The following is a 17,388-nucleotide window of genomic DNA, read 5'->3' as shown; positions in this document are numbered from 1 at the left end:
AGTACTGCCCGACGAGTTGGCCGGGTCCGCCGCGGCAAAGGCCCTGAACGAGCTGTCGGCAGACACGGCTGTGTGCGATATGTACAGTCCTGACGGGGCGTCCGTCTACCACGACTTCACCCTGCGCGACACGTCCGAAGTGCGCGACATCCTGCGGGAGGTCCGTGCCTGCGACGGGCCCGTTCTGGAACTGGCCGCGGGCGCGGGACGGCTGACCGTGCCGCTCCTTTCGCTGCGCCGCGATGTGACGGCGGTCGATCTGTCCTCCTCCATGCTGGCGCTGCTGCGTGCCCGGCTGACCGCGCTGCCGCGCGCCCTGGTCGGGCGGTGTACAACCGTTCAGGCCGACATCGCCGACTACGCCGTTGCCGAACAGGTCGGCGTCGCGGTCCTCGGCACCAGCTCGGTCTCCCTGCTCACCGATGACCACCGGCGCGCGATGCTCCGCCGTACCCGTGACAACCTGCGGCCGGGCGGCGCGTTCATCCTGACCACGGCCCAGATCAGTGAGCGGACCGCCGATCTGACGGAGCGTGTCTTCGACGTGACAGGTGTCTCCGGCACCGTCCACCGGGTTCACGATCTGGTCGCCGCAGACCGCTGCGGCCGGTACACCGTGGTCATCACGCCCGGAGACGGGACCCCCCGTACGGTCTGCCATTCCTTCATCCGGGTGGTGCCGCCGACGGAACTGACCGCCGACCTGGCTGCGGCCGGATTCCACGTCGAATCGACCATCACCCTGCCGGGCGAGCGCTACACCAGTGTGCTCGTCCGTGCCGTCAGAGAGGGATGACCGTGGGAAGCCTCTGGCCCATGATGATGCCGCTCGCCGACGCCGACGACGACACGATCTGCGTCGTAGGGACCTCCGGTCACCGGATCTCCTTCGCCGATGGCAAGGAGGTCCTCTGCGGGACCAGCGGCCTGTGGAACGTCAACCTCGGCTACAACAACGAGACGATCACCGCCCGGATCACCGGGGCGCTGCGCACGGCGTCGTACGCGGGAGTCTTCCGGTACGAGAACGCACACGCCCGTCGGGCCGCGGAGCGGTTGCGGACGGTCGGCGCACACGCCTTCGCACGGGTGATCTTCTCCGTGTCCGGCGGTTCCGCCAACGACCTGGCGATGAAGCTGGCAAGGCAACACCACGAACTCGGCGGTGAGCCGGCCCGCAAGATCGTCGTCGGACTGAGGAACGGCTATCACGGATTGACATTCGGCGCGCACGCGCTCGCCGGTGAGGATTTCAACAAGCGCGGGTACGGCATCGACACCCGCCTGGTACGACACGTGACGGCCAACGACGAGGCCGAGCTGACGGCGCTCTTCGCGGCCGTCGGACAGCAGGTCGCCGCCGTGGTGGTGGAGCCTGTTCTCGGCAACGGCGCCGTCACGCTGACCCCCTCCTTCGTGACGCTGCTCGGCCAACTCTGCGAGCAGAGCGGCGCGTTGCTGGTAGCGGACGAGGTGGCCACCGGGTTCGGCAGGACCGGCGAAATGTTCGCCAGCGACACGTGGGATCGTGCCCCCGACATCCTCATCGTGTCCAAGGGCCTCACCAACGGCACGCTTCCCGCCTCCGCCCTGCTGGTGCGGGACACCGTAGTCGAACGCTTCCACGCAGGGGACGCGGTTCTCCTGCACGGGGAGACGCAGGCCGGCACCGCGGTGACCGCGGCCGCAGTGCTGGCCACCTTGGACGAGTTCGAACGGTTGGACGCCGTGCACCGGGGACGGGAGGTGGGCCGCGCGCTCGCCGACGCGCTGACCGCTTGGCGGAAGGCCGACCCGGCGGTGCTGGACACCCGGGGCGCGGGCTGTTTCCGGGCCCTACGGCTGCGCGACCCGCTGGACGGCCGAGTACCGCTGGCACAGCGCCATGTCCCCGGCCTGGTCCGGGAGATCCGGCGGGCCGGCGCACAGGTACACGCGGGGCCGCACGGCATTCAGCTGATCCCGGCACTCACCTACTCGGCCGCCGAGGTGACGGAGTTGGTGACGGCCACCCGGGCCGGCGTCGCCGCCCACTCCGAGCGCGTCCGACGCCGACGGCACGACGGATGCGCCCTATGACGGCGATCGAAGAGCAGTGCACGGCGATCAACCGATGCCACGTACTCGACGGCCTTGCCGCACTGCACGAGCGCGTCACAGCGAGCGGGGCCGCGACGGCAACCGTGGCATACGACACGTCCCTCGCCGAACATCCCGGACTCATATTCCTACGGGAAATGATCTCGTCCTCAACCATCGATATGACCACCCTCGGGGTCGATCGCATGGGCGGCATCGCGGATGCGCGTCTCATCGCGCGTGAACTGCCGGAAACCGAGTGGGTGATCGCGTTCGGCGGTGGCTCACTGATCGATTCCGTCAAATTGGCGACCGCGCTGAGCGACCCGGTGACCGCCCGTATCGTGTCCGCGAAACAACGCAGCGGTTGGCTGCTGGGCCCGGACCGGGCGCGGCCGACCGTGCTCGCCGCCGTGCCGACCACGATCGGTACCGCTGCCGAGGTGAGCGGGATCTCCAGCTTCACGGACGGTGCGGTCAAGCGTGCCTTCACCAGCCTCGCCCTACAGCCGGACTTCGCCGTACTGGACGCGCGGGCGACCGCCGGAATGCCGCACGAGGTCCTGGTGGAGGGATGCCTGGAGATCATCCTGCGTTACCTCGGCCCCGTCATCGGCGCCGAGGGGCCGCTCGGCACCACGGACCGCGCGGCCCTGCGCCTCGCGGCGGCGGCAGCCACCGAGCTGGCCCGGATCCATCGCGCGGGCGGGGCGGACCCGGTAGCACGCAGGCGGCTGGCCCGGCTCAGCATCACAAGCCACGACGACACGCTGGTGCGCGGCCGCGCCCCTTTCACGGCCAAGGCGTGGTTCCTCGCCAACAACCTCTCCCATCATCTCGGGGTGCGGAAGATGCGCGTACTGGCGAATCTGATCCCTGCCTACTGGGGGCATCTGCGTGCCGCTCCCGGGCTCGGATCGGCCGACCGGGCCCGTCAGGCCTGGGAGGTACTGCGCGCGGCGATTCCGGTGCCGGTCTCCGCGGAGCCGGCAACGGGGTTCGCGCAGTGGATCGACGCACTCGGAATTCCACCGCTCGCCGGGTTCGGCGACGAGGACGTGAAACGCGTGCAACGGTCGTGCGTCCGCATGTGGGGAGGCGGTCTTCCCATGCTTGCCGGAGTCGGACCGGACGACATCCGCGCGGTGCTGCGCAGGGTGCGCACGGTATCCATTCCCGCGGCACAGCGGAGTTCCCGGAATGACGCCGTCTCGGTGGATCGATAAAGCCGCCGGCCGCTCAAGGCTCCCGCACATCGTGCGGGTGAACAACAAACCCGGAAAACAAGAGAAAGGAGTCGACATGAACGTGGCACTGAATCCAGGCGCCTCCGCCCACGAGAGCGACGTCTTGGAACTCGGTCTCCAGGAGCTCGAGACCCTTGAGGCCCCCGGCTGGTGGACAGGTGCCGGCGTCTCCGTCGGCGTCGTGTCAGCCAGCGCCGCCGCCTACGGCAGCTGGGCGCTCACCGCCGCGGCCGTCGCGACCTGAGGGCGCCGCGGGCCCCCCACCACCACCCGTACGCGGAGAACCCGCGTACACAAGCGAACCCTTCACGCAAGAGAGGAGAGAGAACCATGCAGGACGACCTGATCAAGGACAGCGGTCTTGAGCTGGCGCTGCAGGAGTTGGAGACGCTAGAGGCTCCTGGCTTCTGGAGCGGCGTGTCGACCGGCTTCCAGGCGACCGCTGCCGTGGTCTCCGTCGCTGGGGCCTCCGCCGCGACCTACACGGCGATCGCCGCGGTCACGACCTGATCCGCGCCACGGACATCGGCCCGTGCCGGGGCATCGCGCGGTGCCCCGGCACGGGTCCACGGCACCCATCAGTCTCCTCCCGACAGCTTGGAGAACCATGAACAGTCCATCGACAGCCACGCCGAACCTCGCCCTGCTGGCCGGCCTGGCGCTGGTCGCCGCTGGTGCGGTGATCACTGTCCTCCTCCTCGGCTCCTCTTGGACACGCTGGCTGTACTTCGGAGCCCTGGCGGTGGCCCTGCTGGCCGCCGCGGGGTCTCTCGGAGCCCTCGTCAAGGAGCTGAACAACCGTGCCGGCTGACGTCCGAGCCCATGGCCTGCACAAGAGCTACGGGCCCCGCCAAGTGCTCAACGACGTGAGCTTCGAGGTACATCACGGCCGGGTCGTGGGCCTGCTGGGCCGCAACGGCGCGGGCAAGACCACGCTGCTGCAGTGTCTGCTCGGCGTCGTCACGCCCGAGTCCGGAACCGTCGAGGTGCTCGGCGGCCCACCCGGCCCGCACAACGCACGCCGCGTCGGCGTCGCCATGGACGCCATGGCCTTCTACCCCGGCACCACGGTCGGCCGCGAACTGGCCATCTGGGCCCGCGCCCTTGGCGTCGGCCGGTCCCGGATCGCCGATCTCATCGACCTCGTCGGCCTCACCGGGGAGAAGTCCCAGCGCTGCGCGGCCCTCTCTACGGGCCAGCGGCAGCGGCTGCGGATCGCCATCGCGCTGCTCTCCCCTGACGTCGAACTGCTCGTACTCGACGAGCCGGCCAACGGTCTAGACCCGGACGGCATCCGCTGGATTCGCCGCTTCATCCGCGATCAGGCTGCCGAAGGCAGAACCGTCCTGGTCTCCAGCCACCAGCTGGCTGAGGTACAGAACACCGTGGATGACGTCCTCCTCCTGAATGGTGGACAGATCGTCCACTCCAGCAGCCTCATCGATTTCACCGAAGGCGGCGTCAAGTCGCTGGAGGAGCGCTTCTTCGACATAGCGGGGAGCTGAACGCCCATGTCCACTGCCCTACTCGTGCGCCACACTCAGGCCGAACTGCTGAAGGCCGGCTCAGGCCGGGCGATGCTCGGGACGCTGGTCGGCGGCGTCCTGTGGTGCGCTTTGACCGGTTACGGCCAGTACACGCTGGGCCGCACCGATACGAACGCCGTGGCCTCGGGCGCAGTCACCGACGACATCGTCCGGGCATGGATGATGCTGCTGCTCTTCTCGGCCATCGCCTGCGCCCTGGTCATCACCCGTGACTTCGCGCACGGCACCGCGGCCCGCTCCGTGCTCCTCTACGGCAACCGGTCCGCGGTCTTCCGGGCCAAACTCGCCGCGGGCACGCTGATCTCCGTCGGCATCGCCCTCACGGCGATGGCTGGTGCCCTCGTCAACGTCCTGCTCGCCTCGAGCGGTTCTACGGACCTGCCCTGGACGGCCGAATCCACCAAGACGCTGCTGGGCGTCGGCGGTTGCGTGGCACTGGCAGGGCCCTGGGGACTGATGATCGCCTGGATCATTCGCAAGCAGACCCTCACCGTGCTCGCCCTCGTCGTCCTGGTGGTCGGCGTGGAGCCCGCCGCGCAGCGGCTCGTACCCGAGGCAGCCCGATTCCTCTTCACCATCGCGCTCAGCTCGGTCTACCGCGATCACAAGCCCGACCTGCTGCCTCTGAGCGCCGCGCTCGGCGTCTGTCTGCTGTGGGTCGCCCTGCTCGGCCTGGTCGCCCGAACTCGGTTCCTGCACAAGGACGTCATGTGAGCGGTCGTACCGGGCTGCTGCGTCGGCGCTCCACGGCACCGACCCCGGCGAGCGTGGCCGACGACCCGTCCCACCTGGAGCACGCCAGAATCGCCGACGGCGTACAGGTGCACCCACCGGTCGGCGAAGGCGAGCACTGGGTCCTCCAGCACGGCGAACACCAGTACTTCAGGGTCGGCGCCGACCTCGCCTCGCTCGTCGGCCGTCTCGACGGCACGCGTGACGCGGAAGCGCTGGCCGACGGCCTGGGCCGCCCGTGGACCGCACAGGCCGTCCGCCGGAGCCTGCGCGTACTGGATGAGGCCCATTTGCTCGCCTCCTCGCAGAACGGCAGTCCCCCGCGCCGGGGCACGGGCCGCTTCCGCTACGTCCCTCCCCTCACCCTCCAGTTCACGGTACTGCGGTCCGGGGCGGGCCCGGCCCGGCTGGTCAGCCCTCTGCGCCTCGCCACGCCTCGCACGCTGGGCGTGTCGATCGTGCTGCTCGCCGTCACCGGTGCTCTCGCTCTGGTGGCGCGGCGCGCCCATGTGGTCGAGGTCCTGAGCCGTCCCGTCCCGCTCTCCGTGCTCGTCGTCGTCCTCGCGGCCATCTCGCTCACCACCGTCGCGCACGAACTCGGCCACGCCTGTCTTCTGGCGTACTACGGAGGCCGGCCCGGCCGACTCGGCGTCATGCTCTTCTACTTGTCACCGGCGATGTTCTGCGACATCTCGGATGCGTGGCGGCTCAACCACCGGCGACGCGCCCATGTGGCGATGGCTGGTGTCTTCGTCCAACTCGGCGCGGGAGGCGCCGCCGCCTGCGCGAGCGCGGTGGCGGGCGACGGGGCCCCGGGCGACATGTTGCTGCTCTACTCCCTCGTGAACACGGCGGCGGCAGCCGTCAATCTGGTTCCGTTCGTGAAGCTCGACGGCTACATCGCCCTGATGAGCCAGCTGGACCGGCCCAACCTCCGCGCGGAGGCGCTGCGTTCACTGCGGAAGCGCTTCACCGCCTTCCTCACCGGGCGAGCCGGAGCTACCGAGGGCACCACCGGCAGCCGGGGCGGCGAGGCCGCCTGGCTGCCCTGGTTCGGCGCGGCCTGCCTGGTGACGCCGGTGCTTCTGGTCGTACGGGTTCTGGGGCAGTGGCTGGACGCCCTGCTGTCCCTCGGCCACTTCGGCCTCGCCCTGTCCACCTCGATCGCCGGGCTGCTGGCCGTTGTGGTGGGGAAGGCGTTCCTCGGCCTGGTGCGGTCGCTGCGCGGCTCGCGGCCCCGGCTCCTGCGGGTGCTGGTCCTGACCGCGGTGGTCACCGCCGCCGTGCTGGGCGTCAGCCGCATCCACGTAACCATCACGGAGACCGGCGCCTACCGCGTGACTGACGACGGACAGGTGGTCCTGGCCGTACCGGCCGGTCAGGGCGGCCGGTACGTCCGTGCCGGGGACCGGGTGGAGCTGGTCGAGGCAGGCCTGCTCCCGCGCCGCCCGCTCGGCAGGGCCACGGTCGTCGCCCCGCTGTCCGGTGCCTCGACGGTGCCGCTGACGGGCCTGGTTCCCGTCGACGCGGATCAGGTGAAGGTGCCCGGCCGCTGGTTCACGCTGCGGACGCAAGACATCCCCAAGGCCCGGAAGGGCAGTGCACGGCTGCACCCTCGGTCCGTTTCGCTTCCGCGCTGGGCGTACGAGCGCTTCGCTCTGCCGTTCGCGGCCCCGTTCAACTGACAGCAGAAACCGGAATGCTGGAATGTATCTGACGTACCTTCAGTTCTGCCACCCCGCCTCCGACTTCTACGAGGAGCGGAACATCGAGGACCCTGGCACCTTCTTCGGCCTGCATCAGGCCCCGGCCCCCAAAGGCTGGACGCGCGAGGTGCGCACCGAGTGGGTGATGTACTTCCCCTCGGCCCCTCCTCTCCCCGCCGTCGCCCCCAAGACGGCGCCGATGCGCTTGCAGGGCTGGAAGATCCACGTCAGCGCCACCCTCGACAATGCCGAGGAACTGCTCGGCGACGTGTCCGCGTACTGCCTCGAGCGGTCCCTGCCGTTCAAGGCGCTCTCCAGTCCGCACACCCTCACCCGGCGCAACAGCAAGTACGCCGACCGCGGTGGCAGCGGCAAGTTCATCACCGTCTACCCCCCGTCCGACGAGGTGCTCACCACGGCCCTGCGGGAATTGGACGAGCGCGTCGGCGGTCGCGAGGGCCCGGCCATCCTCTCCGACCTCCGCTTCCGCGAGGGCCCGCTGTACACCCGCTACGGCGCGTTCGTGTCGCGACGTGTCACCGATGCGAGCGGACGGCGGATCGAGTGCATCGAGGACCCTCACGGCAACCTGGTGCCGGACGAGCGTCGCCCCGGCTTCCATCCGCCGACGTGGGCACCGGTCCCAGCCGTGCTGGAGGAGTCGCTGGCGCTGCGGGCCGGACGCCGACTGTCGGGCTTTCCCTACCAGGTGCGCCGGGCCATCCACTTCTCCAACGGCGGTGGCGTCTACCTCGCGGAACGCACCGATACCCCGGGGCGCACCATCCTCCTCAAGGAGGCCCGCCCGTACTGCGGCCTGGACGAGAGTGGCAGGGACGCGGTGGCCCGCCTGGAACGCGAGCACGAGGCCCTGCTCGGCCTGGCGGGCCTGCCCGGCGTGCCGAGTGTGGACGCGTACGTCGACGGTGTCGAGCACAAGTTCCTCGGCCGCGCGTATGTCGAAGGCAGGTCCCTCATGGACCTGGCCTACGCCCGCAACCCTCTGACCAACCCTGACAGTGTCCTGACTCCGCGCGAGTACGCCCTCTGGGTAGGTGACCTCCTCGATGGGGTCGCGCGTTCGGTGGCCGCCATGCACGAGCGCGGCTGGGTCTTCGGAGACCTGCATCCCAACAACCTCATCGTCGACGCCGACGAACAGGTTCACTTCATCGACTTCGAGAACGCCTCGCGCGACGTCACGGGCCATACCCAGACGATGGGTGTGTTCGGGTTCCGCGCGCCGCCCGGCCACCGGGGCACGGCCGTCGACCGGTTCGCCCTGGGCGCCATGCGGCTCGCACTTCTCGTCCCGCTGGTGCGGCTGCTCTCCCTGGGGCCCGGCCGCGTGGCGGGGCTGACCGCGGCCGCCCGCGAGCGGTTCGACGTTCCTGCGCCCTACTTCGACGGGCTGGAGGAGCAGCTCGGCTGGAAGGCCGAGGCGACGCAGAGCCCTGTCACGAGCGAACGGCCGGGCGTCGCCGACCCGTTCACCGGCACCGCGCTCGCCGCCCGGATGTGTGAGTGGCGTACCCCTGAGCGCCAGGACCGGCTCTTCCCCGGCGATGTACGGCAGTTCCTCCACCCGGCCGGAGGCCTCGGCCTCGCGTACGGCGCGGCGGGCGTGCTGTGGTCGCTGCACCGCGCGGGCCGGGCGCCGGACCCCGCCGACCTGTCATGGTTGCGCGAGCGGGTACGCGCCGCCGCCGATCTGCCGCCGGGGTTCTGGAACGGCCTCGCCGGTATCGCCTTCGCCACCGAGAGCCTCGACCCGGCGTTCTCGGACGAGTGCCTGGAGCGGGCGCTCCGCGCGGCACGGACCACCGAGGACCTGTCGCTGGCCGGCGGGCTGAGCGGGCTCGGCGTGCAGTTGCTGCGCGCACCGGGGCACCGTGACGAGGTCGCAGCCCTGATCGACCGCGTGGTCAAGGCCGTCGACTCCCAGGGAGATCCCCCGGGGGCGGGGCTGGTCGACGGAGCCGCCGGACTCTCGGTCTTCCTGCTCCGTGCCGCGGCGGCCCTGGACGACGGCGCCGCGGCGGACATGGCCGGTGACCTGCTCGACCTGGAGACCCGCCGCTTCGGTCTGACGCCGGACACGCCGGTGGTCCAGGCCGCGCTGCCGGCCCGCGGTACCGGTCTCGCCACCGGGGTGACAGGGCTCGCCCTCGCCTACCACGACCACATCCGCCTCAGCGGTCAGGACCGCTTCTCCCCACCGCTCGAACGCGTGGTGCGGATCGCCCGGCAGACCACAGCCCTGCACAACGGTCTCCTCAACGGGCGTGCCGGGCTCGTCCAGTTCCTCACCGCCGTCGCACCGGACGACCTGGCCTCGGCGGTGGCGGTCCGCCGTGCCCTCACCGAGACGACATGGCACGTGGCCCCGGCGGGGAAAGGCCTCGTTCCACTGGGCGACGAGTCCCTGAAGCTCTCCCTCGACCTCGGCACGGGGCTCGCCGGTCTCGTCCTCACCCACCAGGCCGCCGCCCGCCGCAGCTGCACGCTGCCCTTGTGGGAGGGACCCCGGTGAAACACGCCCGCACCCCTTCGAACCGGATCGACGTCACGTTCACGGTCATCTGCCCGACTTACAACCGGTCACGGTGCCTGTTGCGCACCCTGGAGTCGGTGCGCGCGCAGACGGTCACCGACTGGGAGTTGCTGGTCCTGTCGGACGGCAGCGACGACGACACCGTCGAAGTCGCCGAGACGCTGGCGGCGGAAGACCGCCGTATCCGCGTCCTGCAGCTGAAGCGCTTCGGCCACCCCAGCGGCCCCAGGCAGGAAGGCCTCGGCCGCGCCCGCGGCCGGTACGTGGCCTACATCAACCACGACGACCTGTGGCGCCAAGATCACCTGGCCGTCGTCCTCCCGCTGCTCGACGCGGGCGCGCCCGTGGTGGCCACCGGCTATCGGGCGGTCGACGACACCGGATCGGTGATCCGGCGAAGTGCCTGGTGGGACATGTGCTGGCACCCGGAGCTCCAGGTGCTCGACCCGCTCTTCGAGCCGAGCCGACTCGCCCACCGACGCGGTGTGCCGGAGGCCGTCGGTGGCTGGCGCATCACCGAAGGGCTGGAGGACTGGGACCTTCTCCTGCGGCTCACCGACGCGGGCCACCGGATCCGGACCACCACCGCGAGGACCGTCACTCTCCATGAGGGCCACAGCACCCGCCGTCACAGCGTCACCCCTTCTCACCTGGCACCGCTCCACGTCACCCCCGACGCTCACGCGGCCCGGCGCCTGCGCGACGCGCTCCGCACACCGGCCGTCCGCGCCGAACTCCTCCGCGCGGCCCAGGAGGACAGCCGTACCCGCATCCAACGCCTGAGGCACAGCTCGGAGTTCGTCAGCCCGGCTGCTTCCGAGGACGCGCCGGGCGACCGGGGTCCGACGATGGCGGACGAGGTGCTGGCGGACCGCGGCCCCGAACCCCTCGTCATCCCGCACGGCGGCGCCTACGCGCTCGTTGTCCCCGTCTCGACCCCCGGCCACGCCGCCCGCTTCGCAGAACTGCTGCAGCTGCACGCACCCGCTCAGCTGGCCGTGGTGCGCGCGCTCGCCGAGGAGGTCAGCTTGTGAAGGCCCTGGTACTCTCCGGCGGCAGCGGCACCCGACTGCGTCCCTTCACCCACACCTCGGCCAAGCAGCTGGTCCCGGTCGCCAACAAGCCGGTGCTCTTCTACGGCCTGGAGGCTGTCGCGGAGGCCGGGATCACCGAAGTGGGCCTTGTCGTGGGCTCGACCGAGCCCGAGATCCGGGCCGCCGTGGGCGACGGTAAGCGCTTCGGCCTGCGCGTCACCTACCTGCGCCAGGCGCGGCCGCTCGGTGTCGCCCACGCACTGCTCATCGCCCGCGACTTCCTCCAGGACGACGACTTCGTGCTGTACCTGGGCGACACCTTCCTCCGCGGCGGCATCACGGAGCAGGTGGAGGCGTTCCGTGCCGAACGCCCCGACGCCCGTGTCCTGCTCGCCAAGGTCGCCGATCCCACCGCCTTCGGTGTGGCCGAACTCGACGCGGACGGGCGCGTCGTCTCCCTGGAGGAGAAGCCGTCCCGCCCGCGCAGCGACCTCGCGCTCGTCGGCGTCTACCTCTTCACTCCAGCCGTCCACGCAGCGGTACGCGCCCTCACTCCGTCAGCCCGTGGCGAGCTGGAGATCACCGATGCCCTGCGTCGACTGATCGACCACGGCGCGACGGTCTCGTCCGCCCGCATCACCGACTACTGGAAGGACACCGGCTCCGTCGGCGACCTGCTGGAGGCCAACAGCTCGGCCCTGGGCACCCTGGCACCGCGCGTCGGCGGCGAGGTCGACGAGCTGACCCGGTTGTCCGGCCAAGTCACGGTCGAGCCGGGCGCCCGGCTGACCCGCTCCACGGTCCTGGGCCCCGCGATCATCGGAGCCGGCAGCCAAGTGACCGGCTCGTACCTGGGTCCCTACGTCTCGGTGGCGGAACGCTGCCTCATCAGGGACAGCGTGATCGAGAACTCGATCGTCCTCGGTGAGGCCCGAATCGAGGGTGCGGGCCCGCTCGTCCACTCACTCATAGGCCGTCACGCCAGAATCACGCGGACGGCAGCGGACCGATCCGTCCAGCGGCTGGTGCTGGGCGACCACAGCGAGGTGTCCCTGCAGCCATGAGAATTCTGGTCACCGGCGGCGCCGGATTCATCGGCTCGGTCTACACCCGGATGCTTCTCGCCGGTACGGCGGACGGGGCCTCGGCCGGACGCGACACTCCACGCGCTGTCACCGTCCTGGACGCCCTCACTTATGCAGGCTCGCTCATCAACCTCGCGCCGATCATCGACCACCCGCACCTTGCCTTCGTCCACGGCGACATCCGGGACGCGGCACTCGTCAGGCGGCTCGCCGCGGAGCACGACCAGATCGTGCACTTCGCAGCCGAGACCCACGTCGACCGGTCGATCGATGACGGCACCGACTTCGTCAGCACCAATGTGGCCGGCACTCACACCCTGCTGGATGCGGCGGTCCGCGCGGGCATCGCCACCTTCGTGCAGGTCTCGACCGACGAGGTCTACGGCTCCATCGACCACGGCGCATGGAAGGAGAGTCAACCGCTGGCCCCCAACTCGCCGTACGCCGCGTCCAAGGCCGCGGCCGACCTGCTCTGCCGCTCGTACCAGCGCACCTACGGACTCGACGTCCGCATCACCCGCTGCACCAACAACTACGGCCCAGGCCAGTATCCGGAAAAGATCATCCCGCTCTTCACCACCCGCCTCCTGCGCGGACTGAGCGTTCCGTTGTACGGCGACGGTACCCAGCGCAGGGAATGGCTGCACGTGGAGGATCACTGCCGCGGTGTGGAACTCGTGCGGAGCCGAGGCCGGTCGGGCCGGGTCTACCACCTCGGCGGTGGCACCGAACTGAGCAACCGCGAGTTGACCGAACGGCTTGTGGACGCCTGTGACGCCGCTCCTGAGCAGGTACGGAACGTCCCTGACCGCAAGGGACACGACGCGCGCTACGCCCTCGACTGGACCCGCGCACGCACCGAACTCGGCTACCGCCCGCGCCACGACCTGAGCACGAGGCTGGCCGACACCGTCACCTGGTACCTCGACCACCTCGACCGGTATCCCCCGTCACAACACGCACCGGCCCAGACATGACCGTCCTGATCACCGGCGCGCGCGGCATGCTCGGGCGGGACCTGACCGCTGTGCTGCGTGCCACCGGCTAGGGCTGGAGTGTCCCCTCACAGCGCCTGATGCCGAGGCACGACGCTCCACGGCACCAGCGTGCGACCACAACCGCACAGTTCCTCTCGGACCAGGGGGCGCCCATGCCGTTCTCGCGCGTGACCTTCGCTGCAGCAAGGCCGATACTGCCGACAGCAGGGGTCTTGACCAAGCCGGACCCGACCGCCCGACCAACCTGACGAGGTGTCACCAAAGTCAGCATTGAGTCAGCCTCAGTACCGCCAAAACCCGCTCCAAGCCGTCACCGACCGCCAAAATCGAAAACGACTCCCACCCACCCTGACCAGCAAAAACGCAGGTCAGCTACTAGCCTGCTCAGCTTTCAGGAGGCACCCATGAGGATGCTCATCAACGTCGCCGAGACCGTCGTCGCCGACGCGCTGCGCGGGATGGCCGCCGCGCACCCCGAGCTGACGGTCGACGTCGAGAACCGCGTGATCGTGCGCAGGGACGCCCCGGTCGAGGGCAAGGTCGCGCTCGTCTCGGGCGGTGGATCCGGGCACGAGCCGCTGCACGGCGGGTTCGTGGGGCCGGGGATGCTGTCGGCCGCGTGTCCGGGCGAGGTGTTCACCTCACCCGTGCCCGATCAGATGGTGCGGGCCGCGGCCGCCGTCGACAGCGGGGCGGGCGTCCTCTTCATCGTGAAGAACTACACGGGTGACGTGCTCAACTTCGACATGGCCGCGGAGCTCGCCGAGGACGAGGGCATCCAGGTGGCCAAGGTGCTCGTCGACGACGACGTGGCGGTCACCGACAGTCTCTACACCGCGGGGCGGCGCGGTACCGGCGCCACCCTCTTCGTGGAGAAGCTGGCGGGCGCTGCCGCCGACGCGGGCATGCCGCTCGAGCGGGTCGAGGCCATCGCCCGGCAGGTCAACGAGAACGCGCGCAGCTTCGGCGTCGCACTCGGCGCGTGCAGTACACCGGCCAAGGGCAGCCCCACCTTCGAACTTCCGCCGGGCAGGTTGGAGTTGGGAGTGGGTATCCACGGCGAGCCGGGGCGCGAGCGGCGGCCCATGATGACCTCGCACGAGATCGCCGACTTCGCGGTCAACGCCGTACTGGAGGACCTCGACCCGCGCAATCCGGTCCTCGTCCTCGTCAATGGCATGGGGGCCACGCCCCTGCTCGAACTGTACGGCTTCAACGCCGAGGTCCAGCGCGTCCTCATCGAACGCGGCGTCCCCGTGGCGCGCACCCTCGTCGGCAACTACGTGACCTCGCTGGACATGGCCGGAGCCTCGGTGACGTTGTGCCAGGTCGACGAGGGGTTGCTGCGGCTGTGGGACGCGCCGGTCCGCACCCCGGGCCTGCGCTGGGGCGCCTGACGCTCCGGGACGCCTCCGCACGCACGGCAACCGGCCCGACAACGCAAGGAGACCCCGTGCTCGACGCCGACTTCTTTCGCCGCTGGCTGACGGCCACTGCCGCCGCCGTCGACCATGAGGCCGACCGGCTCACGGAGCTGGACTCGCCCATCGGCGACGCCGACCACGGCAGCAATCTGCGGCGCGGGTTCACCGCCGTCGCGGACGTCCTGGAGAAGGAGGCCCCGGACACGCCCGGCGCCGTCCTCGTGCTGGCGGGGCGCCGGTTGATCTCGACCGTCGGTGGTGCTGCGGGGCCGCTCTACGGCACGTTGCTGCGCCGCACCGGAAAGGCGCTCGGCGACGCCGCGGAGGTCGACAGGGCGGGGTTCGCCGAGGCGCTGCGGACCGGCGTCGACGCGGTGGCCGCGCTCGGCGGCGCCGCGCCCGGCGACAAGACGATGCTGGACGCGCTCTTCCCCGCGCTCGACGCGCTGGAGGAATCCTTCGGCGCGGCGCGGGAGGCCGCACTCCACGGCGCCCTGGCCACGACTGCGCTGCAGGCGCGCAAGGGGCGCGCGAGCTATCTGGGCGAGCGCAGCATCGGCCACCAGGACCCGGGCGCGACGTCGGCGGCGCTGCTGTTCGAGGCGCTGGCCGAGACCGCGGAGGGCGACGATGTCCGGGAGGCCGGCCGTGGCTGACGGCCCGCTGGTCGGCATCGTCCTCGTCTCCCACAGCGGTCCCCTCGCCGAGGCGGTCGCCGCGCTCGCCACGGGCCTGGCGGGCGGCGGGGCCACCGCACCGGTGGCCGCCGCCGGTGGAACGCCGGACGGCGGCCTCGGCACCAGCGCCGAGCTGATCTCGGCGGCGGCGGCGCGGGTCGACCGCGGCGCGGGCGTCGCGATCCTCACCGACCTCGGCAGCGCGGTCCTCACCGTGAAGGCCCTTATCGCCGAGGGTGACGAACTCCCGGAGGGCGCCCGCCTGGTGGACGCCCCCTTCGTGGAGGGCGCGGTGGCGGCTGTGGTGACCGCGTCGGCGGGCGCGGGGCTCGCCGCGGTCGAGGCCGCGGCGACCGAGGCGTACACCTACCGGAAGGTCTGACTTGTCTTTGAACCCCCGCCTGCGCCCCGACGCCCGGCACGCGCCCTCGGCGCAAGCAGTTCCTCCGCGTGGCTAGTCGCCCCGCACGAACTGCCGGGCCAGCGCATCGCCCCGGTCGACCGCGTCCTGGTGGCTCTCGATCGGGACGGCCTTGGAACCCTTGAAGAAGATGTACGTGACGTCAAAGGCCGCGCCGCCCGTCCGGGGGTCGGGCGGGATGCCGAGCGCCGCGGCCGCCGCGTACGACGCCTCGCCGATGAGCTCGGTGGGGCCGGTGTCGCCGACGACGGCGTACAGCACGCTGTCGCGGTGGACGACGGCGGCGACGGTGCCGCCGGTGATGCCGTGCGCGAGGTGGTTCCAGCGTTGGCTGGGCCCGGGCACGACGACGTAGGGCAGTTGCTGGGCGTTCAGTTGGCGGCCGTCGGACTGTTGGTAGGTCGTGGTGTCGAGGAACAGTGGGTCGGTGCGGCGGTTGCAGGCCTGGGTCGGCTGCCCGTCGCAGTCGATGTCCATGTCGGCCTTCCAGAAGACCGCGTTTGGCGTACCGCAGACCGGGACGTCGGCGGGGGCGCCGTCGTCGGTGCGGTACTCGCCCTGCGAGATCTTCGTGCAATCGCGCGTGCGGGCCAGCAGGTCGGCGGCGCGCACCGTCCCCTCGCTTGCGGGTGACCGCTGGGCTGCGGAGTACGGGGCGGGGGGCGGCAGGGCCGCGCCGACCACACCGGCCGCGGCGACCAGGAGCACCGCTCCACGACACCTGAATCTGTTACGCACGAGAGGGATATCCCAGTTTGCGCCCCGGCCCATGCCCTTGTCCGCCGATCAGGGTCCGGACGGCCCACGCCCCACCTCTTGATGTGCCCTCGTCACCTGTGTCAAATAGGTCCGGACCAATGCCGTCGAGTGGAAGGCAGCACCGTGCGACGGACGCCCCACCTGTCCACCCCTCCCGCCCTGCTGACCGCCATGGCCGTGACCGCGGTCGCGCTGGGCGGCTGTGCGTGGAGCGGCAGCGACACCAAGGACACCAACCCGCCGGCGGCACCCCGCGGCGTCACCGTGCAGGCGGGCAGTTCGACGACCGCCCACGTCATGTGGAACCAGGCCGTCGACGACACGGACGTCACCGGGTACGAGGTGTACCGCGACGCCAGGAAGGTGAAGACGGTGCCGGGCAGGGAGCTCATGGTGGACGTCGTCGGCCTCAAGCCGTCCGCCACGTACACCTTCACCGTGCGCGCCCGCGACGCCGAGGGGAACGTCAGCGAGGACAGCAAGCGGCTCTCGGTCACGATGCCGGCCGCGACCGCGGCGGACCACGAGCCCCCGTCCCGCCCCGCGCGCCTGACGGGCAGGGCCGAGGGAAGCAGCGCGGCGATGCTGACCTGGGGGACGTCGTCGGACGACGAGCGCGTGGCCTCGTACGAGATCTACCAGGCCGGTTCGAAGATCCACAGCGTCGGTGGGAACCAGACCGCGACGCTGGTCACCGGGCTGCGGCCGGGCACCACCTACACCTTCACGGTCAAGGCCCGCGACGCCGCCGACAACTTCTCCCCCGCGAGCCCCGAGGTCCGCCTCACCACCACGGGCAAGGGCTCGGGCCGCGGCACCGCGCCCACCGGCTTCCGGGCCCGCACGCACCGCGCGGACGGCGCGTACTACATCGACCTGTCCTGGACGCCACCGCGCACCGGCGGCGCCGTGGCGGAGTACCAGATCCAGCTGGACGGCCGCACCGTCACCTCACTCGTCTTCGGCGGCACGGCACCGCGCGACAAGGCCGAGCACAGCTTCTACATCGGCAGGAAGACCGGGGAGCGGCACCGGGTGAGGATCCGCCCGAAGCTGCCCGACGGCACGTGGGGCGGTTACTCGCCCGAGCGGACGGTCACGACGGGGTGAGCGCCGGGCGGGCCC

18 protein-coding genes are annotated in these 17,388 nt (G+C 70.9%); 17 read left to right on the top strand and 1 reads right to left on the bottom strand.

Going from position 1 to position 17,388, the window contains the following annotated elements:
• Positions 1–79 precede the first annotated feature (79 nt).
• The 16 genes from mpaM to ACFVYR_RS31120 all read left to right on the top strand — a co-directional run bounded on the left by mpaM (position 80) and on the right by ACFVYR_RS31120 (position 15,465).
• A complete protein-coding gene (gene mpaM, locus ACFVYR_RS31195) occupies positions 80–796 on the top strand; it encodes a daptide-type RiPP biosynthesis methyltransferase (RefSeq protein ID WP_384258925.1) in 717 nt (238 codons plus the stop codon).
• Positions 793–2,079 carry a daptide-type RiPP biosynthesis aminotransferase gene (gene mpaD, locus ACFVYR_RS31190; RefSeq protein ID WP_384258927.1) on the top strand — a complete coding sequence of 429 codons (1,287 nt, stop codon included), beginning with the start codon at positions 793–795 and terminating at the stop codon, positions 2,077–2,079. The genes mpaM and mpaD overlap by 4 nt, the downstream gene beginning before the upstream one ends.
• Positions 2,076–3,305 carry a daptide-type RiPP biosynthesis dehydogenase gene (gene mpaC / locus ACFVYR_RS31185; protein ID WP_384258929.1) on the top strand — a complete coding sequence of 410 codons (1,230 nt, stop codon included), beginning with the start codon at positions 2,076–2,078 and terminating at the stop codon, positions 3,303–3,305. Before mpaD ends, mpaC begins: the two co-directional genes overlap by 4 nt.
• Before the next feature lie 76 nt (positions 3,306–3,381).
• Entirely contained in the window at positions 3,382–3,570 is a 189-nt protein-coding gene (locus ACFVYR_RS31180) for a daptide-type RiPP (protein WP_384258932.1), read from the top strand.
• An 86-nt stretch (positions 3,571–3,656) separates the two neighbouring features.
• Entirely contained in the window at positions 3,657–3,836 is a 180-nt protein-coding gene (locus tag ACFVYR_RS31175) for a hypothetical protein (protein ID WP_384258934.1), read from the top strand.
• Positions 3,837–3,933: 97 nt separating this feature from the next.
• A complete protein-coding gene (locus ACFVYR_RS31170; protein ID WP_384258937.1) occupies positions 3,934–4,137 on the top strand; it encodes a hypothetical protein in 204 nt (67 codons plus the stop codon).
• Positions 4,127–4,831 (top strand): ABC transporter ATP-binding protein, encoded by a 705-nt coding sequence (locus tag ACFVYR_RS31165; RefSeq protein WP_384258939.1) that lies wholly within the window; start codon positions 4,127–4,129, stop codon positions 4,829–4,831. The genes ACFVYR_RS31170 and ACFVYR_RS31165 overlap by 11 nt, the downstream gene beginning before the upstream one ends.
• Before the next feature lie 6 nt (positions 4,832–4,837).
• Positions 4,838–5,587 (top strand): ABC transporter permease, encoded by a 750-nt coding sequence (locus ACFVYR_RS31160; RefSeq protein ID WP_384258941.1) that lies wholly within the window; start codon positions 4,838–4,840, stop codon positions 5,585–5,587.
• On the top strand, positions 5,584–7,290 hold the full coding sequence (gene mpaP / locus ACFVYR_RS31155) for a daptide biosynthesis intramembrane metalloprotease (protein ID WP_384258943.1): 1,707 nt from the start codon (positions 5,584–5,586) through the stop codon (positions 7,288–7,290). Before ACFVYR_RS31160 ends, mpaP begins: the two co-directional genes overlap by 4 nt.
• Positions 7,291–7,312: 22 nt before the next feature.
• The gene (lanKC, locus tag ACFVYR_RS31150; protein ID WP_384258946.1) at positions 7,313–9,844 is read left to right on the top strand and encodes a class III lanthionine synthetase LanKC; all 2,532 of its coding nucleotides are present in this window, start codon (positions 7,313–7,315) and stop codon (positions 9,842–9,844) included.
• A complete protein-coding gene (locus ACFVYR_RS31145) occupies positions 9,841–10,899 on the top strand; it encodes a glycosyltransferase family 2 protein (RefSeq protein WP_384258947.1) in 1,059 nt (352 codons plus the stop codon). The genes lanKC and ACFVYR_RS31145 overlap by 4 nt, the downstream gene beginning before the upstream one ends.
• Entirely contained in the window at positions 10,896–11,963 is a 1,068-nt protein-coding gene (locus ACFVYR_RS31140) for a glucose-1-phosphate thymidylyltransferase (RefSeq protein ID WP_384258949.1), read from the top strand. Before ACFVYR_RS31145 ends, ACFVYR_RS31140 begins: the two co-directional genes overlap by 4 nt.
• On the top strand, positions 11,960–12,961 hold the full coding sequence (gene rfbB / locus ACFVYR_RS31135) for a dTDP-glucose 4,6-dehydratase (protein WP_384258952.1): 1,002 nt from the start codon (positions 11,960–11,962) through the stop codon (positions 12,959–12,961). Before ACFVYR_RS31140 ends, rfbB begins: the two co-directional genes overlap by 4 nt.
• 425 nt (positions 12,962–13,386) lie before the next feature.
• Positions 13,387–14,379 carry a dihydroxyacetone kinase subunit DhaK gene (gene dhaK, locus ACFVYR_RS31130; RefSeq protein WP_384258954.1) on the top strand — a complete coding sequence of 331 codons (993 nt, stop codon included), beginning with the start codon at positions 13,387–13,389 and terminating at the stop codon, positions 14,377–14,379.
• 56 nt (positions 14,380–14,435) lie between these two features.
• Positions 14,436–15,062: a dihydroxyacetone kinase subunit DhaL gene (gene dhaL, locus ACFVYR_RS31125; protein ID WP_384258956.1), complete on the top strand. Its 627-nt coding sequence runs from the start codon at positions 14,436–14,438 to the stop codon at positions 15,060–15,062.
• Positions 15,055–15,465, top strand: a complete 411-nt coding sequence (locus ACFVYR_RS31120; protein WP_384258958.1) for a PTS-dependent dihydroxyacetone kinase phosphotransferase subunit DhaM — start codon at positions 15,055–15,057, stop codon at positions 15,463–15,465. The genes dhaL and ACFVYR_RS31120 overlap by 8 nt, the downstream gene beginning before the upstream one ends.
• Before the next feature lie 72 nt (positions 15,466–15,537).
• On the opposite strand, the gene ACFVYR_RS31115 is transcribed toward ACFVYR_RS31120, so the two are convergent.
• Positions 15,538–16,212 (bottom strand): glycoside hydrolase family 75 protein, encoded by a 675-nt coding sequence (locus ACFVYR_RS31115; protein ID WP_384258961.1) that lies wholly within the window; start codon positions 16,210–16,212, stop codon positions 15,538–15,540.
• 174 nt (positions 16,213–16,386) lie between these two features.
• Between ACFVYR_RS31115 and ACFVYR_RS31110 the strand changes: the two genes are divergently transcribed.
• Complete coding sequence (locus ACFVYR_RS31110; RefSeq protein ID WP_384258963.1) at positions 16,387–17,373, top strand: fibronectin type III domain-containing protein; 987 nt, start codon at positions 16,387–16,389, stop codon at positions 17,371–17,373.
• The last annotated feature ends 15 nt before the right edge of the window (positions 17,374–17,388 follow it).

The organism is Streptomyces sp. NPDC058284, from assembly GCF_042881135.1.
Taxonomy (GTDB): domain Bacteria; phylum Actinomycetota; class Actinomycetes; order Streptomycetales; family Streptomycetaceae; genus Streptomyces.
This window is presented reverse-complemented; position numbering and strand designations above follow the sequence as displayed.